Origin of the sequence: Agromyces sp. CF514, assembly GCF_900113185.1 — a bacterium.
In the GTDB taxonomy this organism is placed as follows: Bacteria; Actinomycetota; Actinomycetes; order Actinomycetales; family Microbacteriaceae; genus Agromyces.
Genome location: NZ_FOZD01000001.1, coordinates 877,984 through 900,888, shown reverse-complemented (window position 1 = coordinate 900,888; position 22,905 = coordinate 877,984). Strand labels below are relative to the sequence as shown.

General features: G+C 71.2%; 23 protein-coding genes. 10 read left to right on the top strand and 13 right to left on the bottom strand.

Going from position 1 to position 22,905, the window contains the following annotated elements:
• The 4 genes from BM342_RS03970 to BM342_RS03955 all read right to left on the bottom strand — a co-directional run bounded on the left by BM342_RS03970 (position 1) and on the right by BM342_RS03955 (position 3,721).
• Positions 1–654: a hypothetical protein gene (locus tag BM342_RS03970; protein WP_092964184.1), complete on the bottom strand. Its 654-nt coding sequence runs from the start codon at positions 652–654 to the stop codon at positions 1–3.
• A gap of 153 nt (positions 655–807) precedes the next feature.
• Positions 808–1,530, bottom strand: coding sequence for a winged helix-turn-helix transcriptional regulator (locus BM342_RS03965; RefSeq protein ID WP_092964183.1), 723 nt, complete (start codon positions 1,528–1,530; stop codon positions 808–810).
• Between the two features lie 10 nt (positions 1,531–1,540).
• Positions 1,541–2,002: a VOC family protein gene (locus tag BM342_RS03960; protein ID WP_092964182.1), complete on the bottom strand. Its 462-nt coding sequence runs from the start codon at positions 2,000–2,002 to the stop codon at positions 1,541–1,543.
• A 126-nt stretch (positions 2,003–2,128) separates the two neighbouring features.
• On the bottom strand, positions 2,129–3,721 hold the full coding sequence (locus BM342_RS03955; RefSeq protein ID WP_369823103.1) for a PucR family transcriptional regulator: 1,593 nt from the start codon (positions 3,719–3,721) through the stop codon (positions 2,129–2,131).
• Positions 3,722–3,895: 174 nt separating this feature from the next.
• Here BM342_RS03955 and BM342_RS03950 point away from each other — a divergent pair, with 174 nt between their 5' ends.
• From BM342_RS03950 to BM342_RS03940, 3 genes are all read left to right on the top strand, one after another.
• The gene (locus tag BM342_RS03950) at positions 3,896–5,476 is read left to right on the top strand and encodes a CoA-acylating methylmalonate-semialdehyde dehydrogenase (protein WP_092964181.1); all 1,581 of its coding nucleotides are present in this window, start codon (positions 3,896–3,898) and stop codon (positions 5,474–5,476) included.
• Positions 5,477–5,637: 161 nt separating this feature from the next.
• The gene (locus BM342_RS03945; RefSeq protein ID WP_092964180.1) at positions 5,638–7,050 is read left to right on the top strand and encodes an aspartate aminotransferase family protein; all 1,413 of its coding nucleotides are present in this window, start codon (positions 5,638–5,640) and stop codon (positions 7,048–7,050) included.
• Positions 7,051–7,205: 155 nt separating this feature from the next.
• Positions 7,206–8,756 (top strand): flavin monoamine oxidase family protein, encoded by a 1,551-nt coding sequence (locus BM342_RS03940; RefSeq protein ID WP_177232049.1) that lies wholly within the window; start codon positions 7,206–7,208, stop codon positions 8,754–8,756.
• Here the strand turns inward: BM342_RS03940 and BM342_RS03935 are convergent.
• From BM342_RS03935 to BM342_RS03920, 4 genes are all read right to left on the bottom strand, one after another.
• A complete protein-coding gene (locus BM342_RS03935) occupies positions 8,653–9,408 on the bottom strand; it encodes a Pr6Pr family membrane protein (protein ID WP_092964178.1) in 756 nt (251 codons plus the stop codon). The genes BM342_RS03940 and BM342_RS03935 overlap by 104 nt on opposite strands.
• A 32-nt stretch (positions 9,409–9,440) precedes the next feature.
• The gene (locus BM342_RS03930) at positions 9,441–10,304 is read right to left on the bottom strand and encodes an amino acid ABC transporter ATP-binding protein (RefSeq protein ID WP_092964177.1); all 864 of its coding nucleotides are present in this window, start codon (positions 10,302–10,304) and stop codon (positions 9,441–9,443) included.
• Complete coding sequence (locus tag BM342_RS03925) at positions 10,291–10,962, bottom strand: amino acid ABC transporter permease (RefSeq protein ID WP_177232048.1); 672 nt, start codon at positions 10,960–10,962, stop codon at positions 10,291–10,293. Before BM342_RS03925 ends, BM342_RS03930 begins: the two co-directional genes overlap by 14 nt.
• A 113-nt stretch (positions 10,963–11,075) precedes the next feature.
• Positions 11,076–11,882: an amino acid ABC transporter substrate-binding protein gene (locus BM342_RS03920; protein WP_092964176.1), complete on the bottom strand. Its 807-nt coding sequence runs from the start codon at positions 11,880–11,882 to the stop codon at positions 11,076–11,078.
• 292 nt (positions 11,883–12,174) lie between these two features.
• Between BM342_RS03920 and BM342_RS03915 the strand changes: the two genes are divergently transcribed.
• Positions 12,175–12,504, top strand: coding sequence for a hypothetical protein (locus BM342_RS03915; RefSeq protein ID WP_092964175.1), 330 nt, complete (start codon positions 12,175–12,177; stop codon positions 12,502–12,504).
• Positions 12,505–12,580: 76 nt separating this feature from the next.
• Here BM342_RS03915 and BM342_RS03910 read toward each other — a convergent pair whose 3' ends face one another.
• The 3 genes from BM342_RS03910 to BM342_RS03900 all read right to left on the bottom strand — a co-directional run bounded on the left by BM342_RS03910 (position 12,581) and on the right by BM342_RS03900 (position 15,484).
• Positions 12,581–12,838: a hypothetical protein gene (locus BM342_RS03910; RefSeq protein ID WP_143109751.1), complete on the bottom strand. Its 258-nt coding sequence runs from the start codon at positions 12,836–12,838 to the stop codon at positions 12,581–12,583.
• A gap of 199 nt (positions 12,839–13,037) precedes the next feature.
• On the bottom strand, positions 13,038–14,237 hold the full coding sequence (locus tag BM342_RS03905) for an acyl-CoA dehydrogenase family protein (RefSeq protein ID WP_092964173.1): 1,200 nt from the start codon (positions 14,235–14,237) through the stop codon (positions 13,038–13,040).
• The gene (locus BM342_RS03900; RefSeq protein WP_177232047.1) at positions 14,234–15,484 is read right to left on the bottom strand and encodes a CaiB/BaiF CoA transferase family protein; all 1,251 of its coding nucleotides are present in this window, start codon (positions 15,482–15,484) and stop codon (positions 14,234–14,236) included. Before BM342_RS03900 ends, BM342_RS03905 begins: the two co-directional genes overlap by 4 nt.
• Before the next feature lie 99 nt (positions 15,485–15,583).
• On the opposite strand from BM342_RS03900, the gene BM342_RS03895 reads away from it, so the two are divergent.
• From BM342_RS03895 to BM342_RS03875, 5 genes are all read left to right on the top strand, one after another.
• Entirely contained in the window at positions 15,584–16,345 is a 762-nt protein-coding gene (locus tag BM342_RS03895; protein ID WP_092964172.1) for a FadR/GntR family transcriptional regulator, read from the top strand.
• Entirely contained in the window at positions 16,335–17,111 is a 777-nt protein-coding gene (locus BM342_RS03890; protein WP_092964171.1) for a PDC sensor domain-containing protein, read from the top strand. The genes BM342_RS03895 and BM342_RS03890 overlap by 11 nt, the downstream gene beginning before the upstream one ends.
• A gap of 156 nt (positions 17,112–17,267) precedes the next feature.
• Positions 17,268–18,632 (top strand): NAD-dependent succinate-semialdehyde dehydrogenase, encoded by a 1,365-nt coding sequence (locus BM342_RS03885; RefSeq protein WP_092964170.1) that lies wholly within the window; start codon positions 17,268–17,270, stop codon positions 18,630–18,632.
• Positions 18,633–18,719: 87 nt separating this feature from the next.
• Complete coding sequence (locus BM342_RS03880; RefSeq protein WP_255368490.1) at positions 18,720–19,421, top strand: HAD family hydrolase; 702 nt, start codon at positions 18,720–18,722, stop codon at positions 19,419–19,421.
• Positions 19,422–19,537: 116 nt separating this feature from the next.
• Positions 19,538–21,061, top strand: coding sequence for an APC family permease (locus BM342_RS03875; RefSeq protein WP_092964168.1), 1,524 nt, complete (start codon positions 19,538–19,540; stop codon positions 21,059–21,061).
• A gap of 118 nt (positions 21,062–21,179) precedes the next feature.
• Here BM342_RS03875 and BM342_RS03870 read toward each other — a convergent pair whose 3' ends face one another.
• Positions 21,180–21,545: an iron chaperone gene (locus BM342_RS03870; protein WP_092964167.1), complete on the bottom strand. Its 366-nt coding sequence runs from the start codon at positions 21,543–21,545 to the stop codon at positions 21,180–21,182.
• Positions 21,546–21,650: 105 nt separating this feature from the next.
• On the opposite strand from BM342_RS03870, the gene BM342_RS03865 reads away from it, so the two are divergent.
• The gene (locus BM342_RS03865) at positions 21,651–21,923 is read left to right on the top strand and encodes an acylphosphatase (RefSeq protein ID WP_092964166.1); all 273 of its coding nucleotides are present in this window, start codon (positions 21,651–21,653) and stop codon (positions 21,921–21,923) included.
• Between the two features lie 162 nt (positions 21,924–22,085).
• Here BM342_RS03865 and rplA read toward each other — a convergent pair whose 3' ends face one another.
• Complete coding sequence (gene rplA, locus BM342_RS03860; protein ID WP_092964165.1) at positions 22,086–22,775, bottom strand: 50S ribosomal protein L1; 690 nt, start codon at positions 22,773–22,775, stop codon at positions 22,086–22,088.
• Positions 22,776–22,905: the final 130 nt, after the last annotated feature.

The following is a 22,905-nucleotide window of genomic DNA, read 5'->3' as shown; positions in this document are numbered from 1 at the left end:
TCAGCCGCAGAACTCCTTGGGCACGCCCGCGACACCCTGTACGCCGATGAGCACGACCTGGTCGTCCTCGACCAGGAAGTCGAGGTAGCCCGACGCCTCGTCGCCGACCGCGTATCCGAACGACTCGGGTCCGGTCTGGTTCACGGCCTCGAGATCGGGATACGCAGCGGTGAGCTCGTCCATCGTCGATCCGAGGCGGATGCCGGCCTCGGTCGCCGGTGATGCGGGTGCCGTGCCGCCGTCGGCGACGCGCCCATTCACCCATACCGACGTGATCTCCACGGCGCCCTCGGGGTGCGTCAGGAGCATCGGCGCCACGCCGTCGGAGCTCAGGCCGACGACCCAAGGACACCAGTCCTCGGCGGCCTCGAACGCAGGCAGGCCCGCGACGACCTCAGGGTACGCCGCACCCTGCTGGATCGGGCCCATGCCCTCGGTAGTGATGACCCACGTCGTGACGTCGGCCGGGTCGAGCGCGACCACCGTCGGAGTCGGGGTCGGCGTGGGCGTGGGCGTCGCCTCGAGCGGGGACGAGGTCGCAGGAGCCGTCGGTTCGTCGGCGACGGCCCCGGGCGCGCACCCCGCCATGCCGAAGACGACGATCGCCGCGAACCCGAGCGCGGCGATCTTGGTGAAGGGGGTGGTCAGCGGCATGGATGCTCCATCGACTTCGGGGCGGGGAAACCGCATCTGCCAGCGTAGAGGTCAGTTCGCACCGGTACGGTCGGCGCCGGTCTCGCTTCGATAGCGCGCGCGGCGACCGCGGCCTGGCGCCGCTCCGCCGGACGCGGGCGCCGGCTGGAGGATCTACGCGGCCGCCGCCGCCCGGGCATCGGTCGTCGGCGTCACCGGCTCGATGCGGAACGTGGCGCCGAAGCGCTCGAGCAGGGCTGCGGCCCCCGAGACGACCTCGAGCCCGTGCACGCCGGCCGGCGCACCCGAGAGGAGCCCGGGAAGCGCGGCCGGTTCGACCTCGAGTTCGAGCACGCCGGACGGCACGGGTTCGAGCGCCGAGCGGCGGCGCGGCTGCTGCAGCGCTCCGGCCCCGACCGGGACGACGTCGAGCGTGCGCCCGACCACGATCGCCGAGACCGAGACCTCGGCGACGTGCAGCACGTACTCGGTCGGCGGGAGTCCGGCTGCGGCATCCGCTCGGAATGCGGCGCGAAGCGCCATGATCAGCGAGTCGGCGCTGACGCTCTCGCCCTCGGCGGGGGTGCCGAGCACGGCCCAACCCCAGCGTTCGAGCGCCACGACGACGGGTTCGAGCCCGCGGCCGAGCGCGGTCAGCTCGTAGCCGCCGCGCACGGTCGGCACCCGTCGCACGATGCCCGCCTCCTGGAGCTCGCGGAGCCGGTCGCTGAGGATGTTCGTCGGGATGCGCGGCAGGCCGGCCTTGAGGTCGCCGTACCTGCGGGCGCCGACGAGCAGGTCGCGCACGATGAGCAGGGCCCATCGGTCGCCGACCTGTTCGAGCGCGCGCGCGGCTCCGCCGTACTGGCCGTAGCCGCGCGCGCCTCGTGTCGCCATGCGGTCGAGACTAGGCGGTCGCAGCCGACGGCGCTGCGCCCTGCTCGGCCAGGTAGACCTCGGGACCCTGCTCGGCAGCCACCGGGTCCATGTAGAGGAACGAGAGGTTGTTGCCGTCGGGGTCGTCGAGGTCGCGCGAGTACATGAAGCCGTAGTCCTGCGCCTCGCGCGGCTCGCTGCCGCCGGCCGCCAGCCCCTTGGCGAGCACCTCGTCGACCTCATCGCGCGAGTCGCGGCTGAGCGCGATCGACATCTGCGCGTGCGTCTTGGGGTCGATGATCTGCTTGTCGGTGAAGGTGGCGAGGTACTCGCGCTTCAGCACCATGAAGTAGATGGTGTCGCTGAGCACGACGCACGCGGCGTTGTCGTCGGTGAAGGCCGGGTTGATGCTGAACCCGAGCGCCTCGTAGAACGCCTTCGCTCGGTCGAGGTCGGTGGTGGGAAAGTTCACGAAGATGCTGGTCGCGGTCATGATCGCCTCCGGGAGATCGTCGATTCAGGTCGTGTTGACAGAGCCTAGCTTGCTCTTTGCAAGTGCACTTGTCAATAGCAAGTGATTAGACGATCGGATGCCGCCGGCGGGCGCTCCGACGCCGACTCAGCGCGCGGCGCCGCGACGCACGAGCAGGGCCAGGTGCAGGGCCGTCTGGGCCTCGCCGTCGTCGAGGTCGAGGTCGAGCAGGTCGCCGATGAGCGAGAGCCGCTGGTAGAACACCGACCGCGACAGGTGGGACGCCCCGGCCGCCGCCGTGCGGTTGCCCGGGTGCGCGAGCATCGCCCCGAGCACGCTCAACAGGTCGCCGTCGCGCGCGAGGTCGTACTCGATGAGCGGGGCGAGCATGCGCTCGCTGTGCTGCAGCAACCGGGGATCGTCGCGGAGCGAGGTCACGAGCCTGATGAGCGGTCGATCGTCGGCGCGGCGGACGATGAGCCCGCGAGCCCCGCGAGGGCGAGCGCCGCGAGCGAGGTCGGTCGCCTCCTGCACCGAGCCGAGCGCACCCTCGAGCCCCGAGGCCGGCGAGCCGACCGAGAGCACGAGCCGCTCGGCGGCAGCCGAGTCGCCGCCCACGAGCGCCAGCCCGAGGGCCTGCGTCTGGGCATCCGTCATCGGCTTCGGCAGCGACAGCAGCACGATTCTGGCGCCGGTGGGCGCACCGGCGGCGTTCGCGGCACCGTCGATCGCCCGACCCGCGAGCGCCCGCGCCGCGGCATCCGCCACCCCCGGAGCGATCGTCGCGCCCGACGCGACGAGGCCGTAGAGCACCGCCCCCTCGACCGGCAGGCCCGCGGCCTCGACCCGCGCCGCCGCGCCGGCGACACCCGCGAAGCGCCCGGCGAGCAGGCCGTCGACGAGGCGCTGCCGCCCGATGCGGGTCCACTCGTCGGCCGCGCCGTCGGCGAGACGCCCGAGCGCGAGCGCGATGGCGCCCTGCTCGAGCACGCTCGTGCGCCCAGCGGGATGCGCCGGCCCCGGCAGCGCGACCAGGTGCCCCCATCGCGTGCCGCGCGCCTCGACGGGCACGATGAGCCAGTCGCCCGAGCCCGAGGCCGAACCGCGGTGTTCGCGCCGCGAACGCGCCTCCCAGTTGGTGAAGAGCGCCTCTTCCGCCGACGGCGGAACCTCGGCGGCGACGACCTCGTGGGCGAGGTTCTCGAGCACGACCGCCGAGCCGAGCGTCTGGGCGAGCTGGTGCACGATGAAGTCGGCTGGCGAGCCGCGCAGGCTCAGCGCGGTGAACCGCTCGCGCACCTCGTCGCGTGCCCTGAGGGCGGCCGTCTGCTCCGAGATGATGCGGTTGTGCACCGCCTCGGTGAGCGCCACGAACTTCACCTCGCGGTGCAGCACGACGAGCGCGAGACCGTGGTCGCGGGCCGACTGCTCGACCACGGCGGGCACGTAGCGGTAGTGCACGCCGAGCTCGAGCACGAGGCCCGAGAGCCCCGCCGCGACGAGGCCCGCGATGAACGCGTCGAGGTCGGCCGGCTCGGTCGGCCAGCCGGAGCCGGTCGACAGCAGCAGCTCGCCGCCGTCGAGCAGGCGGGCGACCCCGCCGCTGTCGGACACGTGCACCCAGCGAACGCGCGCGTCGAGCAGCTCGTCGGCCGCGAGCACCTCGGGCAGGCCGTTCGCCACGGCGTCGAGCGCGAGGATCTCGCGCACGGTCGGCAGGCCGTCACCGAGCTGCAACACAGCCGGACGATCCGTCTGGATCACTCGGTCTTCGCGACGGTCTGACATCGGCGCACCCTCACACCCTCTGAAAAGCTTGGAGGTGCCAGCCTAACCGACGACCGGGCGGAATGTCCGGGCCGGCCGCACCCGTGCGGCCGCGGCATCCGTCGCTCCACCACGAAGGAACTGCTCATGAGCCTCACCGAGACCGCCTCGTCGCCCGCCGCGACCTCCGACGTGCCCGCCATCGGGCACTGGATCGACGGCGCGCTGCGCGCCTCGAACTCGGGCCGCACCGCCCCCGTCTACAACCCCGCGACCGGTGCCGTGCAGGCCGTGGTCGCGCTGGCCGACCAGGCCGAGATCGATGCGGCGCTCGCGTCGGCGCAGGCCGGGTTCGTCGAGTGGAGCGGATACTCGATCGCGAAGCGCCAGACGGTGATGTTCGCGTTCCGCGAGCTGCTGAACTCCCGCAAGGGCGAGCTCGCCGCGATCATCACGCGCGAGCACGGCAAGGTCGTCTCCGACGCCATGGGCGAGATCCTGCGCGGCCAGGAGGTCGTCGAGCTCGCGACCGGATTCCCGCACCTCATCAAGGGCGCATTCTCCGAGAACGCCTCGTCGGGCATCGACGTCTACTCGATCAAGCAGCCGCTCGGCGTCGTCGGCGTCATCAGCCCGTTCAACTTCCCGGCCATGGTGCCGATGTGGTTCTTCCCGATCGCGATCGCGGCGGGCAACGCGGTCGTGCTGAAGCCGTCCGAGAAGGACCCCTCTGCGGCGATCTGGCTCGCCGAGCTCTGGAAGGAGGCCGGCCTGCCCGACGGCGTCTTCACCGTGCTGCAGGGCGACAAGCTCGCAGTCGACGGCCTGCTCACGAGCCCGATCGTGCAGTCGATCTCGTTCGTCGGCTCGACCCCCATCGCCCAGTACATCTACGAGACCGCCTCGAAGCACGGCAAGCGCGTGCAGGCACTCGGCGGCGCGAAGAACCACATGCTGGTGCTGCCCGACGCCGACCTCGACCTCGTCGCCGACCAGGCCGTGAACGCCGGCTACGGCGCGGCGGGCGAACGCTGCATGGCGATCTCGGTCGTGCTGGCCGTCGAGCCCGTGGCTGACGAGCTCATCGCCAAGATCACCGAGCGCATTGCGAGGCTCAGGATCGGCAACGGCGCGGGCATCGCCACCCCCGACGGCGCGCGCGTCGAGCCCGACATGGGCCCCCTGATCACCGACGTGCACCGCGACAAGGTCTCCTCCTACGTCGACATCGCCGAGGCCGACGGCGCGACCGTCGTCATCGACGGTCGCGGCCTCACGGTCGACGGCCACGAGGACGGCTTCTTCTTCGGCCCGACCCTGCTCGACCACGTGCCGACCACGAGCCGCGCCTACACCGAGGAGATCTTCGGCCCGGTGCTCTCGGTCGTGCGCGTCGAGAGCTACGACGAGGGCCTCGACCTCATCAACTCCGGCCAGTTCGGCAACGGCACCGCGATCTTCACGAACGACGGCGGCGCGGCCCGGCGCTTCCAGAACGAGGTGCAGGTCGGCATGATCGGCATCAACGTGCCGATCCCCGTGCCCGTCGCCTACCACTCGTTCGGCGGTTGGAAGCAGTCGCTCTTCGGCGACAGCAAGGCGTACGGCGTGCACGGCTTCGACTTCTTCACCCGCGAGAAGGCCATCACGAGCCGCTGGCTCGACCCCGCCACGCGCGGCGACTCCGCCAACACCGGCATCAACCTGGGCTTCCCCCAGAACCACTGACGCCCACCCCACCGTCCCACCCTCTCGACATTCGGCGAATGTCGGGCACGGCTGCCGACACGCCGGAGCCGGGCGGCTGGGTACGGCGCGCCGCCCCGCACCTCCGACATTCACCGAATGTAGCAGGGCGAGGCGGCGGACCACCAAGAAAGGACTTCCCCATGACCGACACCCTCTCCCCCGAGACCACCGCGGTGTTCACCGACCGCCACGGCGCGGTGCACGCACTTCCGGCCCCCGCGGCCGAGGCGCAGGTGCGCGCCGACGACCGCGGCCACGTGTTCCACTCGTGGAGCGCGCAGGCCCTCATCGACCCGCTGCCCATCGCGGCGGGCGAGGGCTCGACGTTCTGGGACTACCAGGGCAATGCGTACCTCGACTTCAGCTCGCAGCTCGTGAACCTGAACCTGGGCCACCAGCACCCCGACCTCGTCGCGGCGATCCAACAGCAGGCCGGCCGTCTCGCGACGATCCAGCCGTCGATGGCGAACGACGTGCGCGGCGAGCTGGCGCGCCGCATCGCCGAGGTCGCCCCCGGCGACCTCGACAAGGTGTTCTTCACGAACGGCGGCGCCGACGCCAACGAGTACGCGGTGCGCATGGCCCGCGCCGTGACCGGGCGCCGCAAGGTGCTGTCGATGTACCGCAGCTACCACGGCGGCACCGCCACGGCGATCTCGCTCACGGGCGACCCGCGCCGCTGGGCGAACGAGCCGAGCGACGGCAGCGTCGCCCACTTCATGGGCCCCTACGCATACCGCTCGTCGTTCCACGCCGACAGCCCCGAGCAGGAGGCTGAGCGTGCGCTCGCACACCTCGAGCAGGTCATCGCGCTCGAGGGCCCGAACACGATCGCGGCGGTCATCCTCGAGACGATCGTCGGCACGAACGGCGTGCTCGTGCCGCCGCCCGGCTACCTCGAGGGCGTGCGCGCACTGGCCGACAAGTACGGCATCGTCTACATCGCCGACGAGGTCATGGTCGGCTTCGGCCGCGTCGGCGAGTGGTTCGCGGTGAACCACTTCGGCGTCGTGCCCGACCTCATCACCTTCGCGAAGGGCGTCAACTCGGGCTACGCACCCCTCGGCGGCGTCGTGATCTCGCAGAAGATCGCCTCGCACTTCGACACGGTCGCGTTCGCCGGCGGCCTGACCTACTCGGGCCACCCGCTGGCCTGCGCGCCCGGCGTCGCCACGTTCGAGGTGTTCGAGCGCGACGGCATCCTCGAGCGCGTCCGCGACCTCGGGGAGCGCGTCGTCGGACCCCGCCTCCGCGAGATCGCGGCGAAGCACCCGTCGGTCGGCGAGGTGCGCGGACTCGGCCTGTTCTGGGCGATCGAGCTCGTGAAGGACCCCGAGACGCGCGAGCCCCTCGTGCCCTTCAACGCCGGCGGGGCCGACGCAGCGCCCATGGGCGCCGTCGCCGCGGCCTGCAAGCAGGCCGGCCTCTGGCCGTTCGTGCACTTCAACCGCCTGCACGTGGCGCCGCCGCTCGTGATCACCGAGGAGGAGCTCGTGCGCGGCCTCGACATCCTCGACGAGGCCCTCACGGTGGCGGACTCGTACGTCGCCTGACCTCGGGCACCTGACGGAGGCCGGACTCGCGGATGCCGCGGGGCCGGCCTTCGTCGTTCGGTCTTCGTCGTTCGGCCTTCTTCGTTCGGTTTTCGTGGTTCGGCGTTCGCCGGGCGGACGCCTCCGGCGAACCCGCGTCGGCTAGCCTGAGTCGCATGGACGATCGGGGCGCGTCGGGCGGGATCCCCCGTCGCACCTTCCTCACGGCGGGACTCGCCACGGGCCTCGCCGGTGCCGCCGCGATCGTGCTCGCGAGCTGCACGTGGAACGAGCCCTCCCCCACGCCGAAGCCGACGCCGACCGCGACGCCGACGCCCACTCCGACCCCGTCGGCCGTGCCGCGCCCGACGAACATGCGGCGCTCCGCCTGGGGCACCGATCCCTACGCGCGCGGCTCGTTCAGCTTCGCCGAGTTCGGGTCGACCGAGCAGATGCGCACGCGTCTCGCCAAGCCGATCGAGGGGCGGATCGTGTTCGCGGGCGAGGCGACCTCCACCGTCGGCGCGGGCACGCTGCAGGGTGCCCAGAGCTCGGGGTTCCGCGCAGCGGGCGACATCCTGGAACTCGCGGCGCCCGGAGAGCGCATCGCCGTCATCGGCGCCGGCCTGGCCGGGCTCACGGCCGCGCGCGAGCTCGCCGATCAGGGCTTCGACGTCATCGTGATCGAGGCGCGCGATCGCATCGGCGGCCGCGTGCTCTCCGTCGTCGACGATGCGTTCGGCACCCCGGTCGAGCTCGGCAGCTGGCTCGTCGGCGACGACGAGGGCCTGGTCGAGGCGCTGGCCGCGGCATCCGTCGACACGATCCCGTTCCTCGGAGGACCCGCGGTGGTGCGCGCCGACGGCACGCCGCTCGTGCCCTCGCCCTCGGGCGCCGAGGCGCTCGAGCGCGCCCATGAGTGGTCGCAGGCGCTGCCCCACGACGTGTCGGTCACGGCTGCGCTGCAGCAGTCGGGCGAGGCGCCCGCATCCGAGACCCCCGGCGACGACGGCGTCAGCCCGGCGGCGTGGCTACGGCATGCGCTCGCGAGCGGGCTCGAGCCGCTCACCGGGGCCGAGGCGACCGTGGTGTCGGCGCAGCGCTGGGACCCCGCGCCGCTGCTCGCCCCGTTCGCCGCGAACGCCGACGGCGACCCGACGGCACCGCGCCTGCCGACCGCGCCGATCTCCGACCTGCTCGACCGGCTCGCCGACGGCCTCGAGGTCGTGACCATGAGCGGCGTGACGCAGGTCACCCGCACCGACGACCGCGTGAGCCTGCGCCTCGACACGGGCGAGTCCCTGACGGTCGACCGCGCCGTCGTCACGCTGCCGCTCGGCGTGCTGAAGACCGACCAGGTGCGCTTCGAGCCGCCCCTGCCCCGGCCCTACCAGCTCGCGATCTCCCAGCTCGGCATGGGGGTCGTCGACGTCGTCTGGCTCGCCTTCGACGAGCCGTTCTGGAGGGCGGATATCCCGGCCGACGACCAGACCGACGCCGCGGCCGAAGCCCAGGCGGGCGCCGCCGCGTCGACCCTGAGCGTGGTGGGCGGGTCGCCGACGGTCGCGAGGTGGATCGACGTGGGCGCCGCGACGGGAAGCGGCGAGGCCGCGCTCGTCGGCATCATCGCCGCATCGCAGGCGACGCGACTCGAGGAGCTGTCGGATCAGGACTTCGTGACGGCCGTGCTCGCCGATCTCGAGCCCTTCGCCACAGCCCGCGGTTGACGGCGACGAGCGTCGTCGTCAGCCCGAGGAAGATCAGCAGCACGAGGGCGCACGACACGACGACCCCGAGCACGCTGCCGACCTGCGCCTCGTCGAGGAAGAAGTACGGGTACCACCCGACATCCGCTCCTCGGATCAGCGTGTAGACGAGCCATCCGCTCGGGAACACGAGCACCCAGCCGACCGTCGACCACGGCACCGGCGGGTTCACGCCGAGCACGCTGTCGACGCTCCAGGCGATCACGGCGAGCGCGGGCACGATGAAGTGCAGCAACGTGTCGGACCACGGAACGTCGACGCGGTACCCGTGCGACGAGGACTCCGCGACGATGATGGCGAACACGATGCCCGACAGCACCACGTACACGGTGACCACCGTGCGCAGGATGCCGAGCCACGCCGGGTCGCGGGGGGCGCGAAGCGCGAACCCGGCCGCGATCGAGAGCGTGATGACGGCGAGGAACGCCGACTGGATCGTGAAGTAGCTGAAGAAGTTGGCGGTCGCGAAGCTGCGGAACCCCAGCACGTAGCGGAAGTTGCCGATCAGGGCGACGACCTCGAGCACCACGATGCACAGCCTGAAGATGCCGAGCCACCACCGGGCTCGCCGCACCCGGGGCTCCGGCGGGAGTCCGGTGGTGACGGCGGGCATGCCTCCACGCTACGCGCCGCCCCGCCGTTTGCTCAGTCGAGCGGGCGCAGGATCCGGTCGAGGAAGCGGCGTGTGCGCTCCTCGCGCGGGTTCGTGAACATCTGTGCGGGTGCACCGCGCTCGACCACGACGCCGCCGTCCATGAACAGCACCTCGTCGGCCACCTGCCGGGCGAAGCCGAGCTCGTGCGTGACGACGACCATGGTCCAGCCCTCGTCGGCGAGCTCCTTGATGACCTTCAGCACCTCGCCCACCAGCTCGGGATCGAGCGCGCTCGTGGGCTCGTCGAACAGCAGCAGGTCGGGCTTCAGCGCCAGGGCGCGCACGATGCCGACGCGCTGCTGCTGCCCGCCCGAGAGCGCGAACGGGTAGGCGTCGCGCTTCTCGGCGAGGCCCACGCGGTCGAGCAGCGCCTCGGCCTCGGCGATCGCGCGCGTCTTCGGCACCCGCTGCACCCGCACCGGCCCCTCGATGACGTTCTCGAGCACGGTCATGTGCGGAAAGAGGTTGTGCTGCTGGAACACCATCGCCGAGCGGTCCCGCATCGCGAGCCTGCCCTGCTTGGTCACCGTGGCCGCGAAGTCGAGTTCGGGTCCGCCGTCGAAGCTCAGGATGCCGGCGTCGGGCGTCTCGAGTCCGTTCAACGAGCGCAGCACGGTCGTCTTGCCCGATCCGCTCGGGCCGATGAGCACCACGACCTCGCCGCGGCGCACCTCGAGGTCGATCGAGCGCAGCACCTCGTTGTCGCCGAACGACTTGCGGATGCCGCGTGCGGTCAGCAGCACGGCGTCGTCGGGCGTCTCTCGGGGCGCGAGGGGGTCGGCTGCACGCGGCCCGCCACCGGCATCCGCCCCGCCGTCGCCCTGTTCGGGGTTCTCGTGCTCAGACGGCGACATAGCGGTCGAGCCTCCTCTCGATGACGGTCTGCCCGCTCGAGAGCACGAGGCAGAACAGCCAGTAGACGAGCGCGGCCTCGAGGTAGAGCAGCATGAACTCCTGGCTGAAAGCGGCGATCTGCTGCGAGACGCGGAACAGCTCGGTCACGAGGATGAGCGACGCGAGCGACGTGTCCTTCACGAGCGAGATGAAGGTGTTCGACAGCGGCGGCACCGACACCCGCGCGGCCTGCGGCAGGATGATGCGACGCAGCGTCGTGCCCGACGACATGCCGATCGTGTAGCCGGCCTCCCACTGGCCCTTCGGCACCGAGAGGATCGCGGCCCGGATGATCTCGGCGCCGTACCCGCCGACGTTCAGCGAGAATGCGATGATCGCGCTCGGCCAGGGGTCGATGACGAGGCCCACGGCGGGCAGGCCGTAGAAGATCACGAACAGCTGCACGAGCAGCGGCGTGCCGCGGATCACCGAGATGAAGAAGCGTGCGGCCCCCGAGAGCACGCGATTCTTCGAGATGCGCGCGAGCGCCACGCCCAGCGCGAGCACGAGGCCGATCGCGAACGACGCGAGCGCCAGCGGGATCGTGCCGCTGATCCCGCCCCACACGATGGGCCAGAAGGAGTCGAGGAACAGTTGCCAACCCGAGTTCGAGTCCACGTCGGCAGCCCCTTCCGATCAGGCGAGGCTCCGACGCGAGGAAGCGAGCGCGTCCGACCGGCGGACGCGCTCGCACTCACGTCGAAGCACTCGCGCGCTTGTTCTGGAAGGTACTACTCCGAGACGTCGGCGCCGAAGTACTTCTCGCCGATCTCGGCGAGCGTGCCGTCTTCCTTGAGCTTCGCGAGGGCCTCGTCGACGGCCTTCACGAGCGCCGTCTTGTCCTTCGTGAACGCGAGGGCGCTCTCGCTGGGGTCGGTCTCGGCCGCGACCTCGAGCTTCGCGTCGGGGTTCTGCTTCACGTAGTCGAGGAAGGTCAGCTTGTCGTTGACGGTCGCGTCGACCCGGCCCTGCTCGAGGAGGGCGACGGCCTGCGCCCAGCCCTCGACCGACTCGACGTTCGCGCCCGCGTCGACGGCGAGCTGGTAGAAGTTGCTCGTGAGCGACTGCGCGGTCGTCTTGCCCTTCAGGTCGTCGAAGGTCTTGATCGACGTGTCGCCCTCGTTCACGACGACCACGCTCGGCGAGACCGTGTACGGCGTCGAGAAGAGGTAGCTCTCCTCGCGCTCGGGGTTGATCGAGACCTGGTTCGCGATGACGTCGAACCGACCCGCGTCGAGGCCCGCGAAGATCGCGTCCCACTGGGTCTCCTGGAACTCGACCTTCAGGCCGAGCTCGTCGGCGACGGCTTCGGCGATCTCGACGTCGTAGCCGACCAGGTCGCCCGAGCCCTCGTCGTGGAAGGTGAAGGGACGGTAGGTGCCCTCGGTCGCGACGGTGAGCGTGCCCGCCTTCACGAGTCCGTACTCATCACCGGCCGCGTCGTCGCTCGCGGCGGGCGCGCTGCTCGAGCAGGCGGCGAGGGCGAGGACGGCGGCGGATGCGGCGGCGAGGCCGAGGATGCTGCGGACACGTGACATGCGGGTGGTGCTCCGTTCGTGGGGATGGCGTCGTGCGCCGGTGCCGTGTTCGGCCGCCCGGGCGCGATTCGAGTCCATCACGCGGGCGTCGCAGAGTGAAACCGCGTGACCCCGCGTTGCATTCCCCGGCGCCCCCCGCTTCGCGCCCGGCGTCCCGCTTCGCGCGGGATACACGGCTCCGGATGCGCGGCGCAACCCCCAACCTCGCCCTCCACGCGATCGCTAGCGTGGCGGGGTCGTCGGAAACTGCCGACGGCCCGGTGCCCCCACACCGCTACCCGAAGGGAACCTCATGATCACCCTGACCTGGCTCCTGCTCCTCGCACTCATCGGCGGCGTGCTCGCCCTCATCGACGGCATCTGGCGCCTGCGCGCCCGCGGCGGCTCGACCGTCGTCGGCGTCATCGAGGTCATCGTCGCCGCGCTGTTCCTGCTCTCGTTCTTCGTGCCGGGCATCCCGTGGGGCGCGCTCGTGCTCGGCGTGGCCACGCTCATCGTGCTCGTCGTCGCGCTCTTCGCCGGAGGCCGCACCGGCCGTGGCGTCACCATCGCCGCCCTCGTGGTGACGGCGATCTGGGTCGTGCTCGTCAACCACTGGCTCATCATTCCCGGCATCAACTGATCGCCGCGCACGCACCGCGAAGGGCGCCCGGGTCTCGACCCGGGCGCCCTTCGTCGTCGACGGCGGCTGCGCCGCGTCAGCCCGCGTCGTGCGTGCTGGCCCAGGCGAGTGCTTCGACGGCGTCGATGCCGAGTTCGGGATGCCGCGTGCGGAACTCCGTCGAACAGCCGCTGTAGTCCGCCTCGAGGCGTCGGGCCGCCTTGACGAGTGCGGGTCCGGCGGTGGCGCCGAACTTCGCGATGACGCGTGCGTCGTCGCGGACCGGAGTGGGGGCTGTGCCCCATCCGGTCCACTCGACGACGGCGCGGGTGAGTCGAGGCTCCATTGCCTTCATGACTGCTCCTTCATGGTGGTGCGTGTTGGTGGTGCGTGTTGCGGGTTCGTAGGGATGGTGCGTGCTGCGACGCCTCCGAATCGTCTTCGATCCGTCGATGCCCGCCCTATCTTCGCTCAGGACGGGCGAACATCGACGGTTCGGTGGAAACGTCGGGCGTCGACGTCGGGCGTCGACATCGTGCGTCGACGTCGTGCGGTCAGAAGGCCGCGATGCCCGTGAGTGCCCGGCCGATGACGAGCTGGTGGATCTCGTCGGTGCCCTCGTACGTGCGCACCGACTCGAGGTTCGCCGCGTGCCGCATGACCGGGAACGCGTTCGTGATGCCGTCGCCCGCGAGGATCGAGCGCGCCTGGTGCGCGATCTCGAGCGCCTCGCGCACGCTGTTGAGCTTGCCGACCGAGATCTGCGCGGGCGTGAGCGTGCCGGCCTCCTTGAGGCGGCCGAGGTGCAGTGCGAGCAGCACGCCCTTCTCGACCTCGACGAACATGTCTGCGAGCTTGGCCTGCGTGAGCTGGTTCGCGCCGATCGGCTTGCCGAACACCTCGCGCGTGGTCGAGCGCTCGAGCGCCGACTCGAGGCACGAGCGCGCGGCGCCCATCGCGCCCCAGACGATGCCGTACCGCGCCTCGTTGAGGCAGCCGAAGGGGCCGGAGAGTCCGCGGGCGCCGGGCAGGATCGCGTCGGCGGGCACGCGGACGCCCTCGAGGTCGATGTCGCACTGCACCGACGCGCGCATCGAGAGCTTGCCGTCGATCGGGGTGGCCGTGAAGCCGGCGGTCGAGGTGGGCACGAGGAATCCGCGCACGGCGGCACCGCCCTCGCCGAATGCGCCCGAGGGGTCGTCGACGCGCGCCCACACGACGGCGACGTCGGCGAGCGAGGCGAGGCCGATCCAGCGCTTGGCGCCGTCGATGACCCACTCGTCGCCATCACGGCGAGCGGTCGTGGTCATCGCGGCGGGGTCGCTGCCGCCCTGCGGCTCGGTGAGCGCGAAGCATCCGATGAGGTCGCCCGCGGCCATGCCGGGCAGCCACCGCTGCTTCTGCTCCTCGGATCCGTACTTGTGGATCGCGCTCATCGCGAGCGAGCCCTGCACCGAGACGAACGTGCGCCAGCCGCTGTCGGCGGCCTCGAGCTCGAGGCACACGAGCCCGTAGGCCACCGCGCCGGCGCCGGCGCATCCGTAGCCCTGCAGGTGCATGCCGAGCAGGCCCGCGTCGCCGAGCACCTTGACGAGCTCGCGGCGGAAGTGCTTGTGCTCGAAGTCGTCCTCGATGATCGGCGCGATCTGCTCCTGCGCGATCGCGCGGGCGCGCTGCTGCCACTCGCGCTCCTCCTCGGTGAGCAGGGCGTCGAGGTCGAAGACGGAGTCGATGCGCGGGGCGGTTGCGGTCATGCGTGCGGTCCTTTCGAGGGGGTCGGATGCCAGTCGGCCCCGCGGTGCTCGTCGAGCGCGGGCGGCGGGGTCAGGTAGGTCGCGGGGGTGGCCGAGAGCCGGATCGGGTTCGCGACCGTGCGGCTCACGGCCGTGGTCGCCGACGCCTCCGGGTCGGCCTCTTCGGCAGCGGCATCGGCGGCATCGCCGGCGGCCTCGGCGGCTTCCCGCCGCGTCTCCGCGACGGGCTCGAGCCCGAGCGCCTCGGCGAACGCGATGGCCTCGCCGATGTCGTTCACGAGCCCGGCGGGCACGCCTGCGGGCTCGAGCAGCCCGATCCAGTGAGCTGCGGAGGCCTCGGCGAGCACGCTCTCGATGATCTCGGTCAGCTCGTGGCGATGTGCAACGCGCGCGGCGTTGGCGGCGAAGCGCGTGTCGTCGGCGAGCGCGGGCTCGCCGAGCGCCGCGGCGAGGGCGCGGAACTGCTTGTCGTTGCCGACGGCGATCACGAGCTCGCGGTCGGCCGCGTGGAACACGGCGTAGGGCGCGATGCTCGGGTGCGCGTTGCCGAGCCGTCGCGGCGGCGCACCGGTGGCGAGGGTCGAGGCGGCCTGGTTGGTGAGCGCAGAGAGCAGGCTGCCGAGCAGGTCGACCTCGACGAGTTGGCCGAACCCGGTGCGGTCGCGCTCGCGCAGCGCGAGCAGGATGCCGGCGAGCGCGTTCTGCCCGGTGAGCACGTCGACGAGCGCGACGCCGGCCTTGGCCGGGTCGCCGTCGGGTTCGCCGGTGATCGACATGAGTCCGCCGACCGCCTGCACGAGCAGGTCGTACCCGGCCAGGGCAGCCCCCCGGCCTGCGCCGAAGCCCGTGATCGAGCAGTACACGGCGGCGGGGTTCAGCGCCCGCACGTCGTCGTAGGCGAGTCCGAACCGGGCCATGACGCCCGGACGGAAGTTCTCGATCACGACGTCGGCCGAGGCGGCGAGCCTGCGCGCCTCGGCGAGCCCCGCGGCATCCGTCAGGTCGAGCGCGACCGATCGCTTGTTGCGGTTGACGCTGCCGAAGTAGGTGGCCTGCCCGCTCGCGTCGACGGGCGGGGTCCAGTGCCGGGTGTCGTCGCCGGTCGGCGGTTCGATCTTCACGACGTCGGCCCCGAAGTCGGCGAGCATCATCGTGGCGTAGGGCCCGGCCAGCACACGCGAGAAGTCGGCGATGCGGATGCCGGCGAGCACGCCGGTCGTCGCCGTGCCCCGCTGCTCGTTCACCATCGCCCGCCTCCATCACCGTCGATCCATATTCATCCTATAGTGAATCTTTTTCTGGCGCGTCGCCCTCCCGCGCCTTCCCCCTCCACTAGCCTGAAACGCATGGAATCGAGGGTGGGCCCCGGCGCACGCGAAGCCGTGTTCGCCCAGCTCGCCGATGCGGGCCGCGCCGAACAGGTCGCGCAGCGCCTCACCGACGGCATCGTGCTGGGCGTGCTCGACCCCGGCGAGCGCCTGCCCAGCGAACCCGAGCTCGCCCGTCGCTTCGGCGTCGCGCTCATCACCGTGCGCGAGGGTCTCGGCATCCTCCGCGAGGCGGGGCTCGTCCAGACGCGCCGCGGGCGCGAGGGCGGAAGCTTCGTCTCGCCCGACGACGCCGATCACCGCACGATCCTCACGGCTCGCCTGCGCGCGCTCGCACAGGTCGAGCTCAGCGACATGGCCGTCTACTTCGGCGCAATCCTCGCGGGCATCGCCGAGCGGGCCGCCGAGCGCGCCTCCGACGCCGATGCCGAGCGCCTCGGCGCCTGGCTCGACGCCGCCGACTTCACGACCGCGGCCGGCGCGCGCACGAACCAGGGCGGCTTCTTCCTCGAGCTCGCCGTGCTCAGCCAGTCGGCCAGGCTCGTGCGCGAGCAGATCCGCCTCCAGGCGGAGTTCGGCCCGCTCCTGCTGCTCGGCCTCGACGAAGCCGACGAGCGAGCGGATGCCGCGGCCTCCGACCGCCGCATCGTCGCCGCCGTCGCGGCCCACCGTCCGATCGACGCGCGAGCGGCCGCCGGCGAGCTCGTGACCGCGCTGTCCGCGCGGCTGCTCGCCGCGAAGGCCAGGGTCGAACGCGGAGGAGGCATCGATGACCACTGAGCAGCCCACGCCCGCGGCCGCGCTCGACGCCGCCGCGGCCGTCTCGCGCCTGTTCGCCGAGGTGTTCGAGCAGCTCGCCGATTGGCGTGCGCCGATCGAGCAGGCGATCGCCCCCGGCATCCGCGAGATCGCCAGCGACGCGACGGTCGGCGAGGTGCGCCCCGCCGAGCTCGACCAGGTCGTCGCGGGCCTCGTGCTTCCCCTGCTCGTCGAACCCGAGCCGCGATACGTCGGAGCCGGGTTCATCGCCGACGGCGAGATCGTGCGCGGACGCGACGTGCACTTCGCCTGGTGGCTGGGCCCGCTCGACGACAACCCCGTGCTCGGCTCGACCGAGGCGCCGACGCGGCTCGATCTCTCGACCCGCGGCTACACCGAGTACCTGCGGGACTTCCGGTCGCTCGAGTGGTACCGCATCCCGTCCACCACGCGGCAGGCGCACGTCACCGGCCCGTACGTCGACCACCTCTGCACGTGCGACTACCTGCTCACGCTCACGATGCCCGTGCACGCGCCCGACGGCGAGCGCATGGTCGGCGTCGTCGGCGCCGACGTGACCGTGCGCCGCCTCGAGACGGAGCTGCTCGCCCGGTTCCTCGCCGCCGACGAGCCGCTCGCGCTCGTGAACGCCGACTCGCGCGTCGTGCTGTCGACCGAGCCGTCGCTGCAGGTCGGCCAGCTCGCGGGCGGCGCGGCCGCGGCGATCCCCTGCGACGGCACGCCGTTCCGGGTGCTGGTCTCCCCCGCGGCACCCGGCCGCCCGTAGCCCTCAGACCTCGCCGCCGCCGCCGCCCGCGGCAAGCGGAATCGGCTGCCTGCGGCATCCGGGTCGAATCTAATCATCCGTTAACGTATCTTTGAACCGAGCGTATGCACCGAGGCAGACGAAGCTCTGCGAGTGCACCCGAGAAGGAGAAACCCCATGAGCTATGCCGTGATCAACCCCGCCACCGGCGAGACGGTCGAGTCCTACGACACGATCTCCGACGAGGCACTGCAGGCCGCCATCGCGAAGGCCGCCGAGACGCACCGCACCTGGTCGAAGAACACGACCGTCGCCGAGCGCGCCGCCCTCATCCGCCGCGTCGCCGAACTGCACAACGAGCGTGCTCAGGAGCTCGGCGAGATCATCGTCCGCGAGATGGGCAAGCCCATCGAGCAGGCCGTCGGCGAGGTCGAGTTCGCCGCCGCGATCTACGAGTACTACGCCGACAACGCCGAGTCGCTGCTCGCCGACGAGCAGATCGACCTGCTCGCGGGCGAGGGTTCGGCACTCATCCGCCGTTCGTCGCTCGGCCCGCTGCTCGGCATCATGCCGTGGAACTTCCCCTACTACCAGGTCGCGCGCTTCGCCGGCCCGAACCTCATCATCGGCAACACGATCCTGCTGAAGCACGCCGAGCAGTGCCCCGCGTCGGCCGCCGCGATGGAGCAGATCTTCCTCGACGCCGGGTTCCCCGAGGGTGCGTACGTCAACGTCTACGCCTCGCACGCCCAGATCGAGACCGTCATCGCCGACCCGCGCGTGCAGGGCGTCTCGCTCACGGGCTCCGAGCGCGCCGGTGCCGCGATCGCCGAGATCGCCGGTCGCCACCTGAAGAAGGTCGTGCTGGAGCTCGGCGGCTCCGACCCCTTCATCCTGCTCTCGACCGACGACCTCGACGCGACCGTCGAGTCGGCGGTCTTCGCCCGCGTCGACAACAACGGCCAGGCCTGCAACGCGGCCAAGCGCTTCATCGTCGTCGAGGACCTCTACCAGCCGTTCCTCGACAAGTTCACGGCCGCGATGAACGCCGTCGCCGAGGGCGACCCCGCCAAGGAGGGCACCGCCCTCGGCCCGCTCTCCTCTGCGAAGGCGGCCGACGGCCTGGCCGACCAGGTCGAGCGCGCCGTCGCGCAGGGTGCCACGCTGCACTCGGGCGGCACCCGCAACGGCAACTACTACTCGGCCACGATCCTCACCGACGTCAAGCCCGGCTCCGACGCGTTCCACGAGGAGTTCTTCGGCCCGGTCGCCCAGGTCTTCAAGGTCGCCGACGAAGACGCCGCGATCGAGCTCGCGAACGACACCCCGTTCGGCCTCGGCTCGTACGTCTTCACGACCGACTCCGAGCAGGCGCTGCGCGTCGCCGACAAGATCGACGCCGGCATGGTCTTCGTGAACGTCGTCGGCGCCGACGGCGCCGAGCTGCCCTTCGGCGGCATCAAGCGCTCCGGCTCGGGCCGCGAGCTCGGCCGCTTCGGAGCCGACGAGTTCGTCAACAAGAAGATGATCCGCATCGGCTGATCGCCGCTTCGCATCTCGCACGACCGGATGCCCCGGGGCCGACGCCCCGGGGCATCCGCGCGTCGAGCGCGCGGTAGCGTCGATGGGGTGACTCCCGTGCAGCGATTCCAGGCCGTGCTCTTCGACTGCGACGGGGTGCTCGTCGATTCCGAGGTGATCACCAACGGCGTGCTGCGCGGAATGCTGCACGAGCTCGGCTGGCAGATCAGCCGCGAGGAGTGCGTCGAGCGCTTCATCGGCCGCGCCCTGACCGACGAGTTCGACGTCATCGCGGAGCACACCGGGGTGCGGCCCGACCAGGCCTGGCTGCTCGAGTTCCGCGAGCGACGCAACCGCGCCCTCGCGGTCGACCTCGAGCCGATTCCCGGCGCCGTCGCCGCGGTCACGACCATCGCCTCGGCCTTCCGCGGGCGTATCGCCTGCGCCTTGGGCGCCGACCGACCGAAGATCGAGCTGCAGCTCGGCAAGATCGGCCTGGCCGATACGTTCGGCGAGCACGTGTACAGCGGCATGGAGACCGCGCGCAGCAAGCCGGCGCCCGACGTCTACCTCGCCGCGGCCATAGGCCTCGGCGTCGATCCGCACGAGTGCGCCGTGGTCGAGGACACGGTTGCGGGCGTGACTGCCGGCGTCGCCGCCGGAGCCACCGTGTTCGGGTTCGCGCCCGGGGGCCCCGCGTCCACTCCCCCCGACGCCCTGCTCGCCGCCGGCGCCTCGCACCTCTTCTCGAGCATGTCCGAGCTGCCCGACCTGCTCGGCTCGGGTGTCGTCGCGGCATCCGCGAACTAAATCATCCCAACCTATAGTTTTACGACCGGAAGTATGGCTATGCTGGCGCAACCACGATGAGGTGGTCGCGGCGAGGGGGCGTCGACGGCACCTCCTGACGACCCCGAAAGGCGCACATGTCCGTCGAACCAGCCAAGCCGACCGACCTCGGCGACAGCGATCACCTCGAAGTCCTCGGCTACCAGGACTCGTTCAACCGCTCGATGAGCCTCTGGGCCAACTTCGCCCTCGGCTTCACGTACCTCTCGCCCCTCGTGGGCGTCTACTCGCTCTTCGCGACGGCGCTCTCCATCGGCGGACCTCCGTCCATCTGGTGGATCGTCATCGTCGGTGCCGGCCAACTGCTCGTCTCGTTGGTCTTCGGCGAAGTCGTCTCGCAGTACCCGATCCACGGCGGCATCTACCCCTGGGCACGTCGCCTCTGGGGCCGCCGCTACGCGTGGATGGCCGCCTGGGTCTACATCTGGGCCATGATCGTCACGATCACCGCCGTCGCCGGATACGGCGCCGGATTCGCCGCGAGCCTCGTCGGCATCGCCTCGACGCCCGAGACGACGCTCGCATTCACGCTCGGGCTGCTCGTGCTCGCGCTCGTCTTCAACTTCACCGGCACCAAGACCCTCGCCCGCGTCGCGCAGATCGGCCTCGCGGCCGAACTCCTCGGCGTCATCGGCGTCGGCCTCTACCTGCTCGTCTTCCAGCGCAAGCAGGAGTTCAGCGTCTTCTTCGACACCATGAACGTGCAGGGCGACGGCTCGTACGCCACGGCGTTCATCGGCTCGGCGATCGCCGGCCTCTTCCTCTTCTACGGCTTCGAAGCCTGCGGGGATGTCGCAGAAGAGGTCTCGAACCCCGGCCGTCGCATCCCCCGTGCGATGGTGCTCACGATCCTCGTCGGCGGCGTCTCGGCGCTGTTCTCGTTCGGCGGCTACGTGCTCGCCGCTCCCGACCTCGCATCGATCGTCTCGGGTGAGGACAAGGACCCGATCCCCGGCATCCTCGAGGCCACGCTCGGCCCCGTCGGCGCCAAGATCTTCCTCGTCGTCGCCGTGCTCGCGTTCATCTCCTGCGTGCTGAGCCTGCAGGCCGCCGCGAGCCGCCTGCTCTACAGCTTCGCGCGCGACGGCATGATCCCGGGCCACCGCTGGCTCGCCAAGGTGAGCACCAACACGAAGGTGCCGCGCAATGCGCTCATCGTGGCCTGCACGGTTCCCGCGATCATCACCGTCTTCATCTACTTCGACCCGGCGATCACGCTGCCCGTGACGTCGTTCGCCGTGCTCGGCATCTACATCGCGTTCCAGATGGTCGTGCTCGGCGCCCTGCGCCAGCGCCTGCGCGGGTGGAAGCCCGCCGGCACCTTCTCGCTCGGCGGCGCCGGCATCGTGATCAACGTGCTCGCACTCGCCTACGGCGTGTTCGCGATCTGGCTGCTCGCCACCCCCGGTTCGTCGGGCGACTTCGTGGTCGACTACGCCGTCTGGATCGGGCTCGGCGTCGTGCTCGTCTCGGGCTTCGCATACCTGTTCATCGCGCGCCCCGACCGCAAGTCCGACGCTCCCGCGGGCGACGCGATCGAGGTCGCCGAGCGGCTGGCCGTGCGCCGCGCCGAGACCGCGTCGTTGGCGAAGGTCGACTGACCGGACGCCCGTCCATCACAGCAGAGCGGATGCCGCCCCGAGTCGTCTCGGGGCGGCATCCGCCGTCTGCGCGTGCACGACGCGCGATGCGGATGCGCCGCGCCCGACCGGCGAGCGCTCAGCGCTTGCGCCCGTCGAGCTGACGGTCGATCTCTTCCCGTCGGGTCTCGAAGATGAGCCGCAGCAGGTCGTCGGGGATCTCGTGGTTCGCCGAGAACTTCAAGGCGCCCTGGGACCAGTCGAAGCCGTCGAGCCGGTCGCTGATCGCCGGCAGCACCTTGCCGCTGAACGGGTAGAGGCCCAGGTGCACCTTCGACTCGAGCGCGGCGACGAAGCCCTTGCCGCGATAGAGCAGCGCGGGCATGCCGTAGCTCTCGCCCTCGGTGAGGTCCGGTGTGCTCTCGCGCGCGATCGCGTAGACGCGCTCGAGGGCAGCGCGATTGCCGACGGAGGCGCGGTCGAGATGCGCGTCGATGATGCCCATGGCCGAATCCTGCCACCGGCGCCCGTCCACGGCCAGCGCCAGCGGGCCGCCGCCCCGCGAACTGGGGACACGGCGTGCCTGGCGGCCTCCGGATAGGGTGATCGGATGATCCGTCGACGCGTCTCGGTCAGCGGCCTCGTGCAGGGCGTCGGCTACCGGTACCTCGCGCGCAAGCACGCCGAGCGCCTCGCCGTCACGGGGTGGGTGCGCAACGTCTCCGACGGCACCGTCGAGGTCGAGGTGCAGGGCCCGCCGACCGCCGTGGGCGAGATGCTGCGCCGCCTCGAGCAGGGTTCGCCCGAGTCGCGCGTGACGGGTGTCACCGTGTCCGACCTCGACCTGCGCGACGACGACGAGGGCTTCCGCATCGTCCGGTGAGCGGATGCCGCATGCGCCAGTCACCGGTTCTGTGAAGGTCGCACGCCCGGGGCCGAGTGGCGCCGCACGTCAGCGCCGACGACGAAGGGCCCATCGGCGAACCGATGGGCCCTTCGTTCCGTCATGCGGCGCGAGCGCCGAGGCGGGAGGAGTCTGTGCGACTCAGATCGCGTTGACGTCGAGCGGGATGCCCGGGCCGAACGTGGTCGAGACGGCACCCTTCTGGATGTAGCGGCCCTTGGCGCTGGACGGCTTGAGACGCACGATCTCTTCGAGCGCGGTCTTGACGTTCTCGTCGAGCTGCTCGGCGGTGAAGGAGGCCTTGCCGACGACGAAGTGCACGTTGGCGTGCTTGTCGACGCGGAACTCGATCTTGCCGCCCTTGATGTCGGAGACGGCCTGGCCGACGTTCGGGGTCACGGTGCCGGTCTTGGGGTTCGGCATGAGGCCGCGCGGGCCGAGGACCTTGCCCAGACGACCGACCTGGCCCATGAGCTCGGGGGTCGAGACCGCCGAGTCGAAGGAGGTGTAGCCGTCGGCGACCTTCTGGATGAGCTCTGCGCCGCCGACCTCGTCGGCGCCGGCTGCGATGGCAGCCTCAGCGGCGGGGCCGGTCGCGAAGACGATGACGCGAGCGGTCTTGCCGGTGCCGTGGGGCAGGATGACGGTGCCGCGCACCATCTGGTCTGCCTTGCGGGGGTCGACGCCGAGCTTCAGCGCGACCTCGACGGTCGAGTCGAACTTCGCCGAGCCGGTCTCCTTCGCGAGCGCGACGGCGTCGGTCGGGGTGTAGAAGGTGTCGGCCTTGATCTTCTCGGCCGCGGCCCGGTAGGCCTTGGACTTCTGTGCCATGTTGATTCTCCTTGGAGAGAGTGTGGTCATCGCGCCTGGCGGGCGCTGCCACGAGTGAAATTCTGAAGGATCGGATGCCGCGGCATCCGGTGCCGACCTGCGTCGCCGTGCGACTCGTCGATCGGCGAGG